At 72.8% G+C, this 16,902-nt stretch carries 13 protein-coding genes; 5 read left to right on the top strand and 8 right to left on the bottom strand.

Annotated features, from left to right (window positions below; translation table 11 throughout):
* Positions 1-15: 15 nt before the first annotated feature.
* From WME95_RS23850 to WME95_RS23835, 4 genes are all read left to right on the top strand, one after another.
* Positions 16-1,029, top strand: a complete 1,014-nt coding sequence (locus WME95_RS23850) for a zinc-dependent alcohol dehydrogenase family protein (RefSeq protein ID WP_437554997.1) — start codon at positions 16-18, stop codon at positions 1,027-1,029.
* 164 nt (positions 1,030-1,193) lie between these two features.
* Positions 1,194-2,300, top strand: coding sequence for a beta-N-acetylhexosaminidase (nagZ, locus tag WME95_RS23845; RefSeq protein WP_437910730.1), 1,107 nt, complete (start codon positions 1,194-1,196; stop codon positions 2,298-2,300).
* Positions 2,297-3,580: an imidazolonepropionase gene (hutI, locus tag WME95_RS23840; RefSeq protein ID WP_437910729.1), complete on the top strand. Its 1,284-nt coding sequence runs from the start codon at positions 2,297-2,299 to the stop codon at positions 3,578-3,580. The genes nagZ and hutI overlap by 4 nt, the downstream gene beginning before the upstream one ends.
* A 55-nt stretch (positions 3,581-3,635) precedes the next feature.
* Positions 3,636-6,002: a Tex family protein gene (locus WME95_RS23835; protein ID WP_437910728.1), complete on the top strand. Its 2,367-nt coding sequence runs from the start codon at positions 3,636-3,638 to the stop codon at positions 6,000-6,002.
* 40 nt (positions 6,003-6,042) lie between these two features.
* On the opposite strand, the gene WME95_RS23830 is transcribed toward WME95_RS23835, so the two are convergent.
* On the bottom strand, positions 6,043-6,918 hold the full coding sequence (locus WME95_RS23830; protein WP_437910727.1) for an alpha/beta fold hydrolase: 876 nt from the start codon (positions 6,916-6,918) through the stop codon (positions 6,043-6,045).
* Positions 6,919-7,755: 837 nt separating this feature from the next.
* Here WME95_RS23830 and WME95_RS23825 point away from each other — a divergent pair.
* Positions 7,756-8,805, top strand: coding sequence for a formin (locus WME95_RS23825; protein ID WP_437910726.1), 1,050 nt, complete (start codon positions 7,756-7,758; stop codon positions 8,803-8,805).
* Positions 8,806-9,055: 250 nt separating this feature from the next.
* Here the strand turns inward: WME95_RS23825 and WME95_RS23820 are convergent, their stop codons facing one another.
* The 7 genes from WME95_RS23820 to gatC form a co-directional block, all read right to left on the bottom strand.
* Positions 9,056-10,348, bottom strand: coding sequence for a hemolysin family protein (locus WME95_RS23820; protein WP_437910725.1), 1,293 nt, complete (start codon positions 10,346-10,348; stop codon positions 9,056-9,058).
* A gap of 215 nt (positions 10,349-10,563) precedes the next feature.
* On the bottom strand, positions 10,564-11,700 hold the full coding sequence (locus tag WME95_RS23815; RefSeq protein ID WP_437910724.1) for a tRNA pseudouridine synthase B: 1,137 nt from the start codon (positions 11,698-11,700) through the stop codon (positions 10,564-10,566).
* A gap of 29 nt (positions 11,701-11,729) precedes the next feature.
* Positions 11,730-12,995 carry a lysophospholipid acyltransferase family protein gene (locus WME95_RS23810; protein WP_437910723.1) on the bottom strand — a complete coding sequence of 422 codons (1,266 nt, stop codon included), beginning with the start codon at positions 12,993-12,995 and terminating at the stop codon, positions 11,730-11,732.
* A 20-nt stretch (positions 12,996-13,015) separates the two neighbouring features.
* On the bottom strand, positions 13,016-14,188 hold the full coding sequence (locus WME95_RS23805; protein WP_437910722.1) for an NAD-dependent epimerase/dehydratase family protein: 1,173 nt from the start codon (positions 14,186-14,188) through the stop codon (positions 13,016-13,018).
* Between the two features lie 77 nt (positions 14,189-14,265).
* Positions 14,266-14,862, bottom strand: coding sequence for a GNAT family N-acetyltransferase (locus WME95_RS23800; RefSeq protein ID WP_437910721.1), 597 nt, complete (start codon positions 14,860-14,862; stop codon positions 14,266-14,268).
* A 16-nt stretch (positions 14,863-14,878) separates the two neighbouring features.
* The gene (gene gatA, locus WME95_RS23795) at positions 14,879-16,426 is read right to left on the bottom strand and encodes an Asp-tRNA(Asn)/Glu-tRNA(Gln) amidotransferase subunit GatA (protein ID WP_437910720.1); all 1,548 of its coding nucleotides are present in this window, start codon (positions 16,424-16,426) and stop codon (positions 14,879-14,881) included.
* Positions 16,427-16,431: 5 nt separating this feature from the next.
* Entirely contained in the window at positions 16,432-16,743 is a 312-nt protein-coding gene (gatC, locus tag WME95_RS23790) for an Asp-tRNA(Asn)/Glu-tRNA(Gln) amidotransferase subunit GatC (protein ID WP_012236913.1), read from the bottom strand.
* Between the last annotated feature and the right edge of the window lie 159 nt (positions 16,744-16,902).

Below are 16,902 nucleotides of genomic sequence, written 5' to 3'. Positions count from 1 at the left end.
TCAAGGAGGATCTGCATGAAAGCGTTCGCCATCCAGGGTTCGTTCGGTCTCGACGCGCTCCGCCCGATCGATCTTCCGGATCCTGAGCCGGGGCCTGGGCAGATCGTCCTCCAGATGAAGGCGGCGTCGCTCAACTTCCGCGACCTGCTCGTGGCGAAGGGGCTCTACAACCCGAAGTTCTCGCTGCCTCTCATCCCGCTCTCCGACGGGGTAGGGGAGGTCGTTGCCGTGGGGGACGGGGTGACGCGGGTGAAGGTCGGCGATCGCGTGAGCCCCATCTTCCACCAGCGATGGATCGACGGGGAGCTCTCCGCGGACAAGGCGCGGGGGGCGCTCGGCGGGGAGCTGCCGGGCGTGGCCGCGGAGCGGGTGCTGCTCGATGAGGAGGGGGTCGTCGCGGTCCCGCAGCACCTCACGGACGAGGAGGCCGCGTCGCTGCCGTGCGCCGCCGTGACCGCCTGGAACGCGCTCTTCGTGGCGAGCCACCTCAAGGCGGGCGACACGGTCCTCGTGCAGGGCACGGGCGGCGTCTCGATCTTCGCGCTGCAGTTCGCCCGGCTCGCGGGCGCCCGCGTCATCGTCACCTCGAGCAGCGACGAGAAGCTCGAGCGCGCGAGGTCGCTCGGGGCGTCCGAGACCATCAACTACCGCGCGAACCCCGACTGGGACGCGCCCGCGCGCTCGTTCACCCGCGGCGCGGGGGTGGATCACGTGATCGAGGTGGGCGGCGCGGGCACGCTCGCCCGTTCGCTCCGCGCGGTCCGGTTCGGCGGCCGCGTGAGCCTCATCGGCGTGCTCACGGGCGGCGCGCTGGGGGATGTCGGCCTGTTCCCCATCCTGATGAAGCAGATCACCGCGCAGGGCATCTTCGTCGGGTCGCGGGCGATGTTCGAGGACATGAACCGCGCGATCGCGGCGAGCGGGCTCCGGCCTGTCGTCGACCGCGTGGTCCCCTTCGCCGAGGTGCGCCAGGCGATCGAGTCCATGGCGAGCGGCGCGCACTTCGGGAAGATCGCGATCCGGTTCTGAGGGAGCCGGCCGCGGCGCGTCGCGTCCCTCCGGCGCCGCGGCCTCCCCTCCGGCGCACCGGCATCCCTCGGAAGTGGCCTCGTCGGCCCAAGTCGTTTACGAGTCGTCTACGAACGGATTCCGCGGCCGGCCACCCGCCTGCGCCGCGCGAGAGGTGGTGGACGATGCGGCTCGATCTGGAGCTCGAGGTCCTGTGTGGTCAGCTCATCGTGGGCGGCTTCGACGGCGCGGAGCCGCCGGCCCGGTACCTGAAGGCCCTCGCCGAGGGGCGGCGGGGCGGCGCGATCCTGTTCCGGCGCAACGTCCCTGACGTGGCCGCCACGGCGCGGCTCTGCCAGGCGCTTGCCGCGGCGGGCGGCCCCGATCGGCCCCCCTTCATCGGCATCGATCAGGAGGGGGGCCGCGTCACCCGCTTGCCCGCGCCGTTCCTGACGCTGCCGTCGATGCGCTCGCTCGGCGAGCTCGCGGACCTCCCGCTGCTGCGCCGCGCGGCGCGCGCCGTCGCGTCCGAGCTCCGGGCCGTCGGCATCAACCTGAACTTCGCCCCGGTGCTCGACGTCGACTCGAACCCGGCGAACCCGATCATCGGCGATCGCGCGTTCGGCCGCGACCCCGGCGCGGTCGCGCGGGGCGCCGTCGCGTTCCTGGAGGGGCTCCAGGAGGAGGGCGTGCTCGCCTGCGGCAAGCACTTCCCGGGGCACGGCGACACGGCGCTCGACAGCCACCTCGCGCTCCCCACCCTCTCGCACGCGCGCGGCCGCCTCGACGAGATCGAGCTGCCGCCGTTCCGCGCCGCCTGCCGGGCCGGGGTCGCGTCGCTCATGACGGCGCACATCGTCGTCGAGGCGCTGGATCCCGGCGTCCCGGCGACGCTGTCGCGCGCCATTTGCACCGACCTCCTGCGCGGCGAGATCGGCTTCGAGGGGGTGCTCTTCTCGGACGATCTCGAGATGGCCGCGATCGCGGCGCACCACGCCGTCGAGGAGGCCGCCGCCGCGGCGGTCTGGGCGGGCTGCGACGCGCTGCTCGTCTGCCACAGCGAGGACCTGCAGGACCGCGTGCACGAGGCGCTCGTGCGCAAGGCCGAGCGCGAGCCCCGCTTCCGCGAGCGCTGCGTCGAGGCGGCCGCGCGGTGCCTGGGCCTGCGCCGGCGGTGCCCGCCGCGGCCGGTCTCCTCGCCCGCGGCGTTCGCCGAGATCGCCGGCGGGCCCGCGTCCCGGGCGGTGATCGAGGACATCGAGCGGGCGCGCGCCGCGGGGGCGGCGACGTGACGGCGCCGCCGGGGGCCGCGCGAGCGGAGGCCGCGCAGCACCCTGAGCGCCCGTTCGCCATCACCGCGCGCCGGCTGGTCACCTGCGACGCGTCGCGCGCCTCGGCCGGCGATCCCCTCGGCGTCATCGAGGACGCCGCGATCGTCGTGCGAGGCGGCGCGATCGACGCGGTCGGCCCGCGGCGCGAGGTCCTGCGGCCCGAGGCCGGCGTGCCGATCGCGATCGAGGCCGCGGGGGTCGTCACGCCGGGGCTCGTCGACTGCCACACGCACGCGCCCTGGATCGGCTCGCGGGACGCCGAGTACGCGATCCGCATGGCCGGCGGCGACTACGAGGCGATCGCCGCGGCCGGCGGCGGCATCGTCGCGAGCATGCGCGCGGCGCGCGCCGCGACCGCCGGCGACCTCGCGGACACGCTCCGCGCCCGCCTCCGCCGGATGGCCGCGCTCGGCGTGACCGCCGTCGAGGCCAAGAGCGGCTACGGCCTCGACGAGGCGACGGAGCGCAAGCAGCTCGAGGCGGTCTCCGAGGCGGGGAGGGACGCGCGCCTGCCCCGCGTCGTTCCGACGTACCTCGCGCTGCACGCGTTGCCCCCGGAGGCCGGCGGCGACCGCGCGGCCTACGCGGGGACCGTCGCGCGCTCCTGGCTGCCCGCGATCGCCGCGGCCGGCCTCGCGCGCTACGTCGACGCGTACATCGACCGGAGCGCGTTCTCGGTGGACGAGGCGCGGCCGGTGCTCGAGCGGGCGCGCGCGCTGGGGCTCGGCGTGCGCGTGCACGTCGGGCAGTTCGCGGACGTGGGCGGCGCCGAGCTCGCGGCCGCGCTCGGCGCCGCGTCGGCCGACCACCTCGAGCACGTCGCGCCGGCGGGCATCGCGGCGCTCGCCCAGGCGGGCGTCGCCGCCGCGCTGCTGCCCGTGGCGAGCTTCACGCTGCGGCAGGAGCCGCCGCCCGTCGCCGCGCTCCGGGCCGCAGGCGTCCCGCTGATCGTGGGCAGCGACGCGAACCCCGGAACGGCGCCGACCGAGAGCCTTCCGCTCGCGCTCGCGCTCGCGGTGCGGCTCTACGGGCTCACGGTCGCCGAGGCCATCCTGGGCGCGACGCGCGAGGCGGCGGCCGCGCTCGGCCTCGGCGGCGTGTGCGGCGCCGTCCGTCCGGGGCTGCGCGCCGATCTCGCCCTGTGGGACCTGCCCCACGAGAACGCGATCGTGCAGCCCTGGGGCGCGCCGCGCGCGCGGGCCGTGCTGCGCGACGGCGAGGTCATCGCGGCGGCGGGCTGAGGTAGACAGCAAGTCAAGCCTGGACGCGCGTGCACCCTGCGCGTATGCCGCGCCCATGACTGAGACGCAGAGCCCTGTCGCTGTCCCGAGCCGCGCGGACAGCTCGTTCGATCCGGTCCCGCTCCTGGCCGAGGAGCTGAGCCTCCCGCGCCAGGGGGTCTCGGCGGTGGCCAAGCTGCTCGCCGAGGGGGCGACGGTGCCGTTCATCGCCCGTTACCGCAAGGAAGCGACCGGCGGGCTCGACGAGGTGCAGATCCGCGCCATCGAGGAGCGCCGCGCCTACCTCATCGAGCTCGAGGAGCGCCGCGCCACGGTGCTCACGGAGATCCAGAAGCAGGGCAAGCTCACCGACGCGCTCGCCTCGAAGATCCGCGCCTGCAGCACCAAGGCCGAGCTCGAGGACCTCTACCTCCCCTTCAAGCCGAAGCGCCGCACGCGCGCCATCATCGCGAAGGAGCGGGGCCTCGAGCCGCTCGCGGATCGCATGTGGTCGCAGCCGGGCGACGGCAGCCCCGAGGAGGAGGCCCGCGCGTTCGTCAGCGCCGAGAAGGAGGTCCCCGACGCGGCGGCCGCCCTCGCCGGCGCGCGCGACATCTGCGCCGAGCGCATCGCCGAGCACGCCGACGTGCGCAAGCTCGTCCGCGAGGCCTACGCCAAGGAAGGCGTCATCAAGGTCCAGAAGAACGAGGAGCACGCGGCCAAGCAGACGAAGTTCGACATGTACGGGAGCTTCGAGGAGCCCGTCGCGAACATCCCGTCGCACCGCTACCTCGCGATCCGCCGCGGCGAGGCCGAGGGCGTGCTCCGCGCCTCGATCGAGCTCGCGCCCGAGCCGCTCGTCCCGCCGATCCACGCCGCGGTGGGGCTGAAGCCGAAATCGCCGTGGGCCGGCGAGCTCACGAAGGCCGCGGACGACGCCGTGAAGCGGCTCCTGCTCCCCGCGGTCCAGAGCGACGTGCGCGTCGACCTCAAGATGCAGGCCGATCGCGCCGCGGTCGAGGTCTTCGCCCAGAACCTCCGCGAGCTCCTCCTCGCGGCGCCCTTCGGCACGCAGGCGGTGCTCGGCATCGACCCGGGCCAGCGCACCGGCTGCAAGTGCGCTGTCGTCGACGAGACGGGCAAGCTCCTCGAGCACACGACGATCTACCTGGTCGGGAGCAGCGACTCGCTCGAGCGCGCGCGCCAGGACCTGCGCCGCATCTGCCGCAAGTACCCACTCCGCGCCGTCGCCGTGGGCAACGGCACGCACGGCCGCGAGACCGAGGCGTTCGTGAAGGACGTGCTCGCGTCGGAGGGCCTGAAGGAGCTGTTCTGCGTCCCGGTGAGCGAGGCGGGCGCGAGCGTCTACTCGGCGAGCGAGGTCGCGCGCGAGGAGTTCCCGGACCTCGACCTCACGGTGCGCGGCGCGATCAGCATCGCCCGCAGGCTGCAGGACCCGCTCGCGGAGCTCGTGAAGGTCGACCCGAAGAGCATCGGCGTCGGCCAGTACCAGCACGACGTCTACCAGGGCCTGCTCGCGAGGAAGCTCGACGAGGTGATCGAGAGCTGCGTCAACCTGGTCGGCGTCGAGCTCAACACCGCCAGCGCCCCGCTGCTCGCCCGCGTCGCCGGCATCGGCCCGAGCCTCGCGAAGAAGATCGTCGCCCACCGCGACCTGAACGGCGCGTTCAAGAGCCGCAAGGCGCTGCTCGACGTGCCCGGCGTCGGCCCGCGGACGTTCGAGCAGGCGGCGGGCTTCGTGCGGGTCCGGGGCGGGGAGCACCCGCTCGACGCGAGCGCCGTGCACCCGGAGCGCTACGGCCTCGTCGAGCGCATCGCGGCGGATCTCGGCGTGCCGGTCGGGTCGCTCATCGGCGACACGGCGGCGATCGCGCGGATCAATGCGAAGAAGTACGAGGCCGGCGACGTCGGCTCGTTCACGCTGAACGACATCCTGAGCGAGCTGAAGAAGCCGGGCCGCGACCCGCGCGCCACGTTCGAGCCGCCGAAGTTCCGCGACGACGTGCGGACCATGGAGGATCTCAAGGAGGGCATGGAGCTCGAGGGCGTTGTGACCAACGTCACGGCGTTCGGCGCCTTCGTCGACATCGGCGTCCACCAGGACGGCCTCGTGCACGTCTCGCAGCTGGCGGACAGGTTCGTTAAGGACCCGAACGAGGTCGCGAAGGTGGGCGAGAAGATCAAGGTGCGTGTCCTCGAGGTCGACCTCGTGCGCAAGCGCATCTCGCTCACCGCGAAGAAGGGCGGCGCTCCCGCCGGCGCGCGTCCCCAGGCGGGCGGCCCGTCCGCCGGCGGCGACGCGCGCGGCCGCAACGATCGCGGCGACGGCCGCCGGCCGGCCCAGGGGCAGCAAGGGAAGGGGCAGGGGAGCTCGTCGGGCGGCTTCCGCAACAACCCGTTCGCGGACCTCCTGAGGAAGTGAGCGGTGGGCGCCCGCCTGGCCCCGGGCCAGGCGGGCCGCGCTAGAACCCGTGGTCGGCGAAGAAGCGCTCGATCCGGAGCGACACGAGCTCGGGGAACTCGACCGCGGTGGTGTGCGTCCCGCCGCGGACCACGAGGATCTCCGCCATCGGGATGCGGCGCGCCATCGACTGCGCCAGCGCCCGCGGGGTGAACGCATCGCGGTCGCCGGTGATGAGCAGCGTCGGGACGTCGATCTGCTCGAGCACGTGCTCGGCGTCGTGGGCGTCCAGCGCGCGGAGGTTGCTGAAGAGCCCGTGCATGTCGAGCCGGCCGAACGGCTGCACGAGCTCGGCGAACGCCTCGCTGTCGAGCGTCTTGCCGAGCAGCCCCATTCGCTTCAGCCAGAGCACCGCGTCCGGCGGGCCGATGGTGCTGCCCGTCATCCGGGCCGCCAGCGTGTGAGCGCGCGCCGCGAACGCCACGAACGGCGGAAACAGCCGCCCGAGCCCCGGCAGCGGCCCCATCGTCTCCAGCGGCCGGCGGTAGGTGCCGTTCAGCAGGACCAGGTTCGCGGCGAACCCCGGGAGCCTGCGGAACGCCTCCAGCGCCACCTGGACGCCCATGCTCCATCCCATCAGCGCGCCGTGCCGGATCCCCTCGACGTCGAGGATCGCCTCCAGGTCGCGGACATGGTTCGCGACCGCATAGGCGCCCGGAACGTCCGGTGACGGGCGCTTCGACGCGTACATCCCGCGGTAATCCCACGTGATGAACCGGTACTGGTCGGAGAGGTACTCGACCTGCGCCCGCCAGGCGAGGTACGGCCCGCCCAGCCCGTTGACCAGGACGACCGTCTTCGCCCCCTCGAACGGGGGCGGCGTCACGCGGTAAGTGATGTCGGTTCCATCGAAGCTCGTGACCCGCCGGGTCTCCATCCGGAGCGATGGCCGCCGCGGGGGCGACCCGCGCCGGCCCCCGCTGGAGGCAGGAGGGGGCGGCGCCTGCCGCCCGCCGCTGGAAGGCGGGGGGGACGCCTGCCGCCCGTCGCCAGAGGAAGCCGCGGGCGGCGCCTGCGGTCTGTTGCCGGTGGATGAAGCTGGCGGCGCCTGCGGTCCTTTGCCGGAAGGAGAGCGGAGCCGCGGCGGCCGACCCCCGCCGAACTTGAACGAGACCATGAACCCCCTGCTTCCTACCCGGTCCCTTCGCCGAGGGCCAGGCTGCCGGCGGTCGCCCGCAGGATGGGCGGGGGACGCCGGCGCAGACCCGGCGAGGGCGCAGCTGCAGGCCGGCGGAGGCTGCCGTGGGGCCGGGTGGCCCGTGTGGCCTGGCGATCGCCTGTCGAAACACATCCTGCGCCGCGATCGCCATCGCGTTGACATTCCAGGCGGCGCGCCGCTAACGTGCCCGGCGGGTTGTCCGCTCGCCCGGCGCTCCCGTCGTGTTGCTGATCTTTCCCTCCCCGCTCCCATGTCGGTCTGTTGGAGGCCGGCCCGTGTCGTCTTCTGTTGCCGCTCGCGCAGGGGCAGCTCCGGTTCGGGCCGTGGTGGGTCGATTCCCTCGGGCGAGCTGGAGTTTTCAGCGCGAAGTGGTGCAGCGATCCCGTCCTCGAGGAGCCGATGGCTGAAGAAAAGAAGAAGAGCAAAATCGATCTGAAGGCTCGGCTTGGCAAAACGGCGATAGGCGGGGCGCCAGGAGCGGCCGTCCCCCTTCCCGTGCCTGGTTCGCAGCCCGGATCGGGGCCGCCTCCCGACATGAACGCGGGCCCGGTCGGCATGCCCTCGCCGCATCCGAGCGCGCGGCCGCCGATGCCCTCCGTGGGGGGCATCGCGCCCCCGCCCGGGATCTCGCCAGGCATCCCGCTGCCTCCGTTCGCGCCGGCGCCGCGTCCTGTGATCCAGACGCCTCCGCCCAAGCCGACGGCCGCCGCGCAGACCATCAAGGTCGAGGTCGGCGAGGAGGTCGAGCAGGAGCGGCGGAAGGCCTCGAAGAAGACGGCGCTCTACGCCGGCCTCGCGGCGATCGTCGGCATCGGCGTGGGCTTCGCCATCGGCGGCGCGAAGGAGCGCGGCGATCGCGGCAAGCTCGCGGTCGAAGGCGCCGCGGCGCTCGCGAAGGACGTGAAGGCCGCGAACGAGAAGATGGTCGAGCTGAAGGAGAAGCTCGATGCGGGCCGGACGGCGCTCGAGGGGAAGAAGTTCCCCGCGCAGCTCGTGGCCGAGCTGGGCGGCATCAACGTCCCGTTCGATGCCACCAACCTGGAGGGCAAGCAGATCGGCGGCCTCCCGGGGCGGGTGATGCGCCAGGTCCTCGCCTACACCACGGCGGTCCAGGATCTCAACAAGACCAAGGACAGCCTCAAGAACGTCCTCTCGGCCGCGCAGGCGCCCGTCGAGAAATCGTGGAAGGAGCAGGAGGAGCCGGTCGTGAACTTCTCGGTGGTCTTCCGCCGGGACGGCGACAAGACGCTGGCCGAGCTCGTTCCCAACAAGGCGCCGTTCCCGTTCGGCAAGGACTGGCCGGCGAAGTACACGGTGAACCGCCTCGAGCGCACGCAGCAGGGCATGAAGGCTGCCGAGAAGGAGGCCACCCGCTGGACGAAGGGCGACATCGCCGGCGGCGATCTGCAGGCCCTCCCGGTCGATCCTCAGTCCGTCGCTGGCCTCACGAGCGAGCAGATGGTCTTCAGGCTCGCCAGCGCGATGGCGGACATCCGCAAGCTGCTCGAGGGCAACAAGGACAACCCTGTCGAAGAGACGCCCGGCCTCATCAAAGAGGGCGACGATCTCGCGAACGAGCTCCGCAAACTCTCCCTCGCCCGCTGAGCGGCACGCGCCCGCTTCGGATACGGGCCCACCTCGACGTTTTCGGTGCTCAGCGCACCGGAGTGCGCTTGCGCGCCGAAAACGCCGATCTGGGCCCGTCTCCTGTGCGGGCGCGCGCCGCTCGGCCGGCGCAGATCTGAGGCATCGCCGGCGCTGCGGGAGGCGTGCCTGGGTTCACTGTCTATTGGGGGAGCCGAGGGGAGGGGCCGCGATGGCCGCCCTCCGGCGGGCTGGGTCGGCGCGGGGCGATTTAGGCGGCGCCGCCGGCGCCCATGGCGCGGGGGCGGACGATCTCGACCTTGCCGATGTGGCGCTCGTCGCTGTCGCGCACGATGAAGCGCAGGCCGAACTTGCTCACGGCCGTGCCGACCTCGGGCACCTTGCCCACGTGCTGCGTGAGCATCCCGCCGAGAGATTCGTACTTCCCCTCACGGTCGAGCTCGGCGCCAAGATAGGCCGAGAGATCACTCATCGATACGGCTGCGTCGGCGACCAGACGGCCGTCGCCCAGATCCTGGATGGCAGCGCCGTCGTCCGTCTCGTCGTGCTCGTCCCGGATGTCTCCGACGATCTCCTCGAGCACGTCCTCCAAGGTGACAATCCCCGACATCCCGCCAAACTCGTCGACCACGATGGCGAGGTGCTGTCTCCGGCTCTTCATCTCCCGGAGCAGCGAAGAGAGAGGCTGCGACTCGGCGACGAAATTGGCAGGGCTCCGCGTGATCTCCCGGAGCGTCGTGTTCTTGAGCCGACGCTCCTCGAGGACCTTGAACAGGTCCTTCGCGTAGAGGAGACCAGCGATGTTGTCGGTCTGATCCTTGTAGACCGGATAACGTGAGTGCCCGCTCTCGGTGACGATCTCCAGCACCTTCTCCAGCGGAGTGGAGATCTCGATGGCCTCGACCTTGGATCGCGGCACCATCACGTCCCGCGCCGTGAGATCGGCGAACTCGAGCACATTGCGGATCATCTCCGCCGGCTCTCGCCCGAAGAGACCAGAACGCTCGACCTCATCGACGAGGATCTCGACCTCCGCCTCGGCAACCCTCGGGTCCGACGGCTGCTCACCATCCCGCGGCCCCAGCTTGGAGCCGATCCAGCCGAGCGGTACGGCGAGCGGCAGCATCGCGATTTCGAGAGGGCGCAAGAAGCGGACCGCCAACGATGCGGCCCGATCGGCGTGCTTGCGGCCCAGCGTGGAGCTGACCTCGTAAAGGGCTCCGCTGAGGACGATGGTGGTCGCCAGCCCGAGATAGAGCGCAGCGCCTGGGGCAACCCGCCGGAAGAAGAGGTCGAAGCAGGCGGCTGTCAGGCTGGTCGATACGACCCAGCCGAGCAGGTAGCGGGAACGGAGCTTGGCGTCTTCCTGACGAATCCGCTCGTAGGCGGCCTTCGTGGGGCCCGTCGCCTGCTCTATCAGCGCGCCGAGCCTCGTCGCGCTCAACGTCGTCAGTGCGGTGTCGGCGCCGACGAACAGCGAGCCAAGTACAGCGGAGAGAACTGCAGCGCCGAGCGCTGGCAATGGAACGAAATCGGGACTCAAACAGAGGCTCCTAACGGACGAATCGTAACGGAACAGGCGAGGGGAGCGCAACCGGACCGGGACGCGAAATCTCAGGAGATGACGGAACCACGCGTTCTTGCCGCTCTCGCCCGAAGGCGGACTCCCCAGCTCGACCGATCCTGCCGAGCGTTGCCAAGGACATGCGCCGTAGATCTGCCGAAGTCCAGGGAATTGCCGTGTGCTGTGGGTTTCTCTTATCTAGCAGCATTCCCACGCATGTCTGGCGCTTCGGAAAAACCGCGCAGGACGGAAAACCGTATCGGCGACGGTGCTGGATGGCCCTCACCGGCGTCCACATCGGCGACCTCCGAGGCGCCGAGCGCCACGACAACCCCGTCCGGATCGAGCCATACAGCGGCGCCAGGGTGCGCAGGAGCCATGGAGAAGTCGGATTCGGTGAGCGCTTGTCCCATGCGCGCGCGCCGGGCGCCGTGCTCGGTCAGGCGGGCGACCGGGAGGCTCGCGGCGGCTGCGTCGGCGAGCGGGCGCAGCGATGCGCGCAGCGCCTCGGCGTCGGCGTCGAGGGACACGGCCTGCTCCACGGTGAAGCTGCCGCTCGCCGTGCGGCGGAGCGCGGACAGGTGCGCGGGGACGTCGAGGTGCGCGCCCAGGTCGCGCGCCAGCGAGCGCACGTAGTAGCCCTTGCTCACCCCGAGATCGAGATCGAGGGTGGCCGGCGCGGCGCCCGTGGCCGGCGCAGCGCCCGCGGCAGGTGCACCAGGCTCGCCGCGCGAGGCGCCGGTCACCTCGAGCGACCGGACCTCGACGGCCCGCGCCGACAGCTCCACCGCCTGGCCGGCGCGCGCCAGGGCGTAGCTGCGCTGCCCGGCGACCTTGATGGCCGAGTAGGCCGGCGGCGCCTGCTCCCGCCGCGCGCGCTCCGCGTCGATCGCGGCGGCGATGCGCGGCGCCGCGCGCGCGAGCGCCTCGCCGCCGGGAGGCCCGCCGGCCCCGGCGAGGGCGCCGAGCTCCGCGTCGAGCCACGGCGGCAGGGGCTGCGTCGCGGTGATCTCCCCGTCCGCGTCGAGGGTGTCCGTCCCCACACCGAGGACGACGCGCGCCGTGTAGCGCTTGTCCTGCGCGGTCAGGTACGGGGCGAGCTTGGTGGCCTCGCCGACGAGCACCACGAGGACGCCGGACGCCATCGGGTCGAGCGTCCCCGCGTGCCCGATGCGCTTCACGCCCAGGGCGCGGCGCAGGCGGGCCACGACGTCGTGGCTCGTCGGCCCGCGCGGCTTGTCGATCACCAGCACGCCCTCCGGCCGCGCGCCCCTGCTCGTCGCTCGCTCGGGCTCGGCGGGCGGATCCCCTTCGTTTCTAATTTCAGACATGGAGTGAGGATTCGCCTCGGCAGATCGCTTCATCCGAACCAGATCGACTTCCGGGTGGCCAGGGTCTCGTCGATGAGGCCCTGGATCGTCGCGCGCACGCGCTCTGCGAGGCGCCGCACCAGGATCTGATCGTCCGCCGCCTCCGGGCCGTACGCGTCGAACCGCACCGGATCGGCCAGGCGGATCTTCCACTTGGTGGGCGCCGGAATGAGGCCCAGCGGCCCGAGCGCGGGGAAGGTCGGCGTGATGGGCAGGTACGGGATGCCGAGCGCGCGCGTGAGGTGCTCGACCCGATAGAACAGCGGGTTCGTCTCCTCGGCCCCCACGATGGCGCACGGGACGAGCGGCGTGCGCGTGCGCAGGCAGAGCCGGATGAAGCCGCCGCGACCGAACCGCTGGAGCTGGTAGCGGTCCTTGTAGAGCTTCCCGCTGCCCTTGACGCCCTCCGGGAACACCGCGATGAGCCGCTCGCCCGCGAGCAGCCGCTCGGCGTTCTCCTGGCAGGCCCGCACGGCCCCGAGCCGGTTCAGGATCGTGCCGGCGAACGGCAGGTAGTACACGAAATCGTCGGCCAGCCAGCGGAGCTCCCGCCGCGCCGGGTGCTCCCGCCGCACCGCGGCCCGCAGCATGAGCCCGTCGTAGGGGATGGGCCCGCCCGAATGGTTGGAAACCACGAGGCACCGCCCCTCGGCGGGAATGCGCTCGATGCCCTCGATATCTATCCTGAAATAAACCCTGTGCAGGAAGTCGAAGAGCGACCTGTACCGGGCCTCGTACTTGGGATCGAAGCCGAACTCGTCGACCTCCTCCGAGCGGCGGCGCAGGCCGGCGCGGCCCCACTGCCGCAGGTAGAAGTCGGTCGACAGGACGTCGCGCGCCGTCCCGGGCTCGGACAGCGGCGGCTCGCTGGCGAAGCCGGCCGACACGGCGGGCGCTCCGCCCAGGCGCGGGCTCCGCTCGGTCTCGGGCATGCCTCCCACCGCGCCGCTCGCGTCGGGCGATGGCCCCCCGGCGAGCATCCGCTTGAGCCGCGCCTCGAGCTCCCTGATCTGGCGCTGGAGCTCCTCGGCCGTCACCGGCACGACCGGGGCGTGCACCTCGGACGACTGCGTCTTCCGCCCGTCCGAGGGCTCCGTCGGGCCGATCGGCGCCAGGTACCGGGTCTCCTCGTCCTCGACGTCGACGCTCGGCACGACCTGCCTGGGCCCCGTCCGATCGGGGCGCCCGCGCGTCGACGGCGGCGATCCATTCCCTGCCCCTGCTTCCTCGAGCTCTCGATCGTGCTCCGTGCCCATCGCTCACCCCCCGAACCGCATCACGCAGGCGTCTCTTGCAGCAGGCGCACGTCCCGCAGCCGCTGCGCGCTCGTGTAATCGAGCAACGCCTCGCGCGTCGTGTAGACCGGCCGGAACCCCATGACCTGCGCCGCCTTCTCGCCGTCCGCCACGCAGAGATAGCGCAGGTACCGCAGGAAGCTGGGCGGGGCGATCGCCGCATGCGCAGCCCAGAGCGCAGAGGCGAGCGGCCCGGCGGCGCTGTGCAGCACCGGGACCGCCGTCCGGCCCGCGAGGCGCACGATCGTGGAGAGCGGCAGCACGCCGTCGCCCACGATGTTGAAGGTCCCGGGGAAATCGCTGTCGATGGCCAGCTTGAAGGCGGCGATGGCGTCGACCTCGTGGATGAACTGCCACAGCGGATCGAAGCCGAGCATCGTCATGACCAGGCGCCGCGCCAGGAACCGCGTGACGTAGTTCTGGACGGTCGGGCCGAGGATCGGCGCGGTCCGCAGGATGGTGACGGTCGTGCCCTTGGCCTTCGCGCCGAAGGCGTTGAGCTCCCGCTCGGCGGCCATCTTGTCCGCGAAGAAGCGCTCGTCCGGGTCCGCCCGGAGCGGGTGCTTCTCCGTGAGGAAATTGGGGTTGGTGGGGTGCGCGCCGTAGAGGATCGTCTGGCTCCAGAGGATCAGCTTGCGCAGGCTCGCCTGGCGCGCCCCGTGGAGCAGGTGCATCGTGCCGACCGACTCGAGCTCGTGGGCCCAGGCGGTCGCCGGGGTGGGCGACGACAGGAAGCAGAGGTGGACGAGCGTGTCCACCTGCTCCGCCGCGAGCACCTCGGCGACGCGCTCCTCGGACGCGGGCTCCGTCAGGTCGACCGTGTGCATGCGCAGCTTGGAGCCGCCCGTGTCCGGCCGCTTGATGTCGATGGCCACAACGCGCGCGATGCGCGGGTCTTCCTCGAGGATCCCGATCAGGTTGCGCCCGAGGAAGGACGCGGCGCCGGTGAGCGCGATGACCCGGCCCCTTGGGCCCGACGACGCGCGCCGGCTGGTCGGCGAGGCCTCCGCCGCTGCGGACGCCGGGGGCTCGCTGGCGCTGGCCGTGGCCGCGCCCGCGGTGGAGGCAGGCGCGGCGTGATCTGCGCCGGCGGTGGAGCTCCGCTCGGCGGCGTCGCGGGCCGCGGCTTCAGGGTGCTCGGAGGTGGGAGCCATGCGCCGGGCGCGACACTACCTGGTCGGCCGGCGCGCGCAAGCGAAGCGCGACCCCGCCGGGGCTCGCCGCGGCGCTGTCACAACACCCGACGCAGGACCGGATACGGCTCGAACGTGTGCACCTCGGCGAATCCGTTCCTCGTGAACGCGGAGACCGGGCCGGTCCACAGCTCCTCGTCGCTCACCGGCTCCTTCGAGCGGCGCGGCAGGGCCTCGAGGGCGCGCGCGCCCCAGGAGGGCGCGAGCTCCACCGCGCCCGCGACGAGCGCTGTCGCGACGCCTCGCCGCCGGTGGCCCGGGTGCACGACGGCGCAGCCGATCAGGAAGACGCCGGCGCGATCGCCCGCGAAGCACGGTAGTCCGCGGTAAAGGCGGCGCTCGTACGCCTTCGCCACGGCCGCCGCGGGCGCGACCTTGAGCCACCCGACGACGTGCGGCGCCTCCGGCGCGAGCGCCACGACGCCGCGCGCCTCGTCGCTGCCCGAGGCGAGCGCCTCGGCGAACTCCCGGCGGTTCTCGCCCTGGCCGTCCGAGCACCGCGCGAGCCACTCGTTGTTGGTGCCGCCGAAGTGGTAGTACCGGCAGTAGCAGGGTGTGCCGGCGGCCTCGAAGAGCGCCTCGAGCCCCGGGAGGTGCTCGGGGCCGGCCGCCGCCACGGTGATCGCGGAGCTCATCGGCGCGCTCCGCTCGTCATGCGATCGACGCGCGCAGCCCGCGCACCGGGGAGATCTGCTCCCATGCGTAGGCCGCCTGGCAGAGCCGCGCCTCCTCCAGCGCAGGGCCGATGAGCTGCAGGCCGACCGGCAGCGGAGGCCCGCCGTCCGGCGCCTGCGCGGTCGCGCACGGGACGCTGATCGCGGGCAGCCCCGCCATGCTGGCGGGCAGCGTGTAGACGTCGGCCAGGTACATCGACAGCGGATCGTCCACCCGCTCCCCCAGCCGGAACGCGACCGTCGGCGAGACCGGCGCCGCGATCAGGTCCACCTCGCGGAAAGCCTCGTCGAAATCGCGCCGGATCAGCGTCCTGACCTTCTGCGCGCGCAGGTAGTACGCGTCGTAGTAGCCCGCGGACAGCACGTACGTGCCGAGCAGGATCCGGCGCTTCACCTCCCGGCCGAACCCCTCACCGCGCGTCCGGCCGTAGAGGGCCTGGAGGTCCGCCTTCCCGCCGCGGTCGCCCTCCACGCGCAGCCCGAAGCGCACGCCGTCGAAGCGCGCCAGGTTGGACGACGCCTCGGCCGTCGCGACGATGTAGTAGGCCGCCACGGCGTACCGCGTGTGCGGCAGGCGCACGGGCTTGATCTCGCAGCCGAGCCCGCGCAGGCCCTCGATGGCCTCCCGCACCTTCGCCTCGACCCGCGCGTCGATGCCCTTCGCGAAGTACTCCTCGGGCACCCCGATGCGCAGCCCCGCGACGTCGCGGCCGCACGCGGCCTCGCAGGCGCCCACCGGGGCGTCGAGGCTCGTCGCGTCGCGCGGATCGCGGCCCGAGATCACCTCGAGCAGGCGCGCCGCGCCCTTCACGTCGTGCGCGAACGGCCCGATCTGGTCGAGGCTCGAGGCGAACGCGATGAGGCCATAGCGAGAGACGCGGCCGTACGTCGGCTTGATGCCGACGACGCCGGTGAGGCTCGCCGGCTGGCGGATGGAGCCCCCCGTGTCCGACCCGAGCGAGCCGGGCGTCATCCCCGCCGCCACGGCGACCGCGCTGCCGCCGGACGAGCCGCCGGGGATGCGCGACGGGTCCCACGGGTTCTTCACCGGGCCGAAGGCGCTGTTCTCGTTCGACGAGCCCATCGCGAACTCGTCCATGTTGCACTTGCCCGGCAGGATCGCGCCGGCCTCGCGCAGGCGGGCGACGACCGTCGCGTCGAACTGCGGGCGGAACCCGCGCGCCGGGTCGGGCGCCTTGGACGCGCCGTCCCCGCCCGCCGACGCCCGCGTGAGGATCTTCGAGCCGGCGGTCGTCGGGGCGCCCTCGGTGCAGAGCGCGTCCTTGAGGCCGATCGGCACGCCGGCGAGCGGGCCGAGCGCTTCGCCCCGCGCGCGCCGCGCGTCGAGCGCGCGCGCCGCCGCGACGGCCTGCTCCCCCTGCACGGTGAGGAAGGCGCCCAGCGCGCCGTCGCGCTGCTCGATGCGCGAGAGCGCGGCCCTGGCCACCTCCTCTGCGCTGACCTCGCCGCGCTGCACGAGCGCCGCGAGCTCCGGGATGGATCGATCGAGGATCGCTGTGTCCATCGGCGTCACCCCTCGTCCACGAACGCCGGAACGGCGAACCCGTCGTCCTCGACCCGCGGCGCCTCCCGCAGGGCCACCTCGCGCGGCAGGCTCGGCGCCTCCTCGTCGGCGCGCAGCGGCAGCCGCTCGATCTGCACGTGCGCGGTCGGCGGCACCGCCGAGACGTCGAGCTCCTCGAGCTGCCGGACGTAGCTGAGGATGTTGCCGAGATCACCGGTAAGGCGCTCGATTTCCTCGGCGGAGAGGTCGAGGTGGGCGAGGCGCGCTATCGTCAGCGCCTCGTCGCGGCGGAGAGGGGGCGAGTCAGCGTTCGACATGGGCGCGCCCGATGTAGCACCGCCGGTTCGGCGGACGCTAGCGCCGCGCGCCCCCGAACCTGGCCGCGGTACAAAAACGGTGATAACGGCTGCCGCGCGCGCGCCCAGTCGTCCTCGACCGCCCGGGCAGGAGCCCCGCCCCTCCGCGCGTTGTCCGCG

The sequence above is a fragment of the Sorangium sp. So ce327 genome (assembly GCF_051530205.1).
In the GTDB taxonomy this organism is placed as follows: Bacteria; Myxococcota_A; Polyangia; order Polyangiales; family Polyangiaceae; genus Sorangium; species Sorangium cellulosum_B.
The sequence above is the reverse complement of the archived record's forward strand: the minus strand, read 5'-3'. Positions and strand labels throughout refer to the sequence as shown.

What these genes read in the sequence shown, in the direction of transcription:
- WME95_RS23825 (WP_437910726.1), top strand. Translation starts at nt 7,756, where the DNA reads ATGCCCTCGCCGCATCCGAGCGCGCGGCCGCCGATGCCCTCCGTGGGG.
- WME95_RS23805 (WP_437910722.1), bottom strand. Translation starts at nt 14,188, where the DNA reads ATGGCTCCCACCTCCGAGCACCCTGAAGCCGCGGCCCGCGACGCCGCC.
- gatC (WP_012236913.1), bottom strand. Translation starts at nt 16,743, where the DNA reads ATGTCGAACGCTGACTCGCCCCCTCTCCGCCGCGACGAGGCGCTGACG.
- WME95_RS23850 (WP_437554997.1), top strand. Translation starts at nt 16, where the DNA reads ATGAAAGCGTTCGCCATCCAGGGTTCGTTCGGTCTCGACGCGCTCCGC.
- WME95_RS23810 (WP_437910723.1), bottom strand. Translation starts at nt 12,995, where the DNA reads ATGGGCACGGAGCACGATCGAGAGCTCGAGGAAGCAGGGGCAGGGAAT.
- gatA (WP_437910720.1), bottom strand. Translation starts at nt 16,426, where the DNA reads ATGGACACAGCGATCCTCGATCGATCCATCCCGGAGCTCGCGGCGCTC.
- WME95_RS23815 (WP_437910724.1), bottom strand. Translation starts at nt 11,700, where the DNA reads ATGTCTGAAATTAGAAACGAAGGGGATCCGCCCGCCGAGCCCGAGCGA.
- WME95_RS23830 (WP_437910727.1), bottom strand. Translation starts at nt 6,918, where the DNA reads ATGGAGACCCGGCGGGTCACGAGCTTCGATGGAACCGACATCACTTAC.
- WME95_RS23835 (WP_437910728.1), top strand. Translation starts at nt 3,636, where the DNA reads ATGACTGAGACGCAGAGCCCTGTCGCTGTCCCGAGCCGCGCGGACAGC.
- WME95_RS23800 (WP_437910721.1), bottom strand. Translation starts at nt 14,862, where the DNA reads ATGAGCTCCGCGATCACCGTGGCGGCGGCCGGCCCCGAGCACCTCCCG.
- nagZ (WP_437910730.1), top strand. Translation starts at nt 1,194, where the DNA reads ATGCGGCTCGATCTGGAGCTCGAGGTCCTGTGTGGTCAGCTCATCGTG.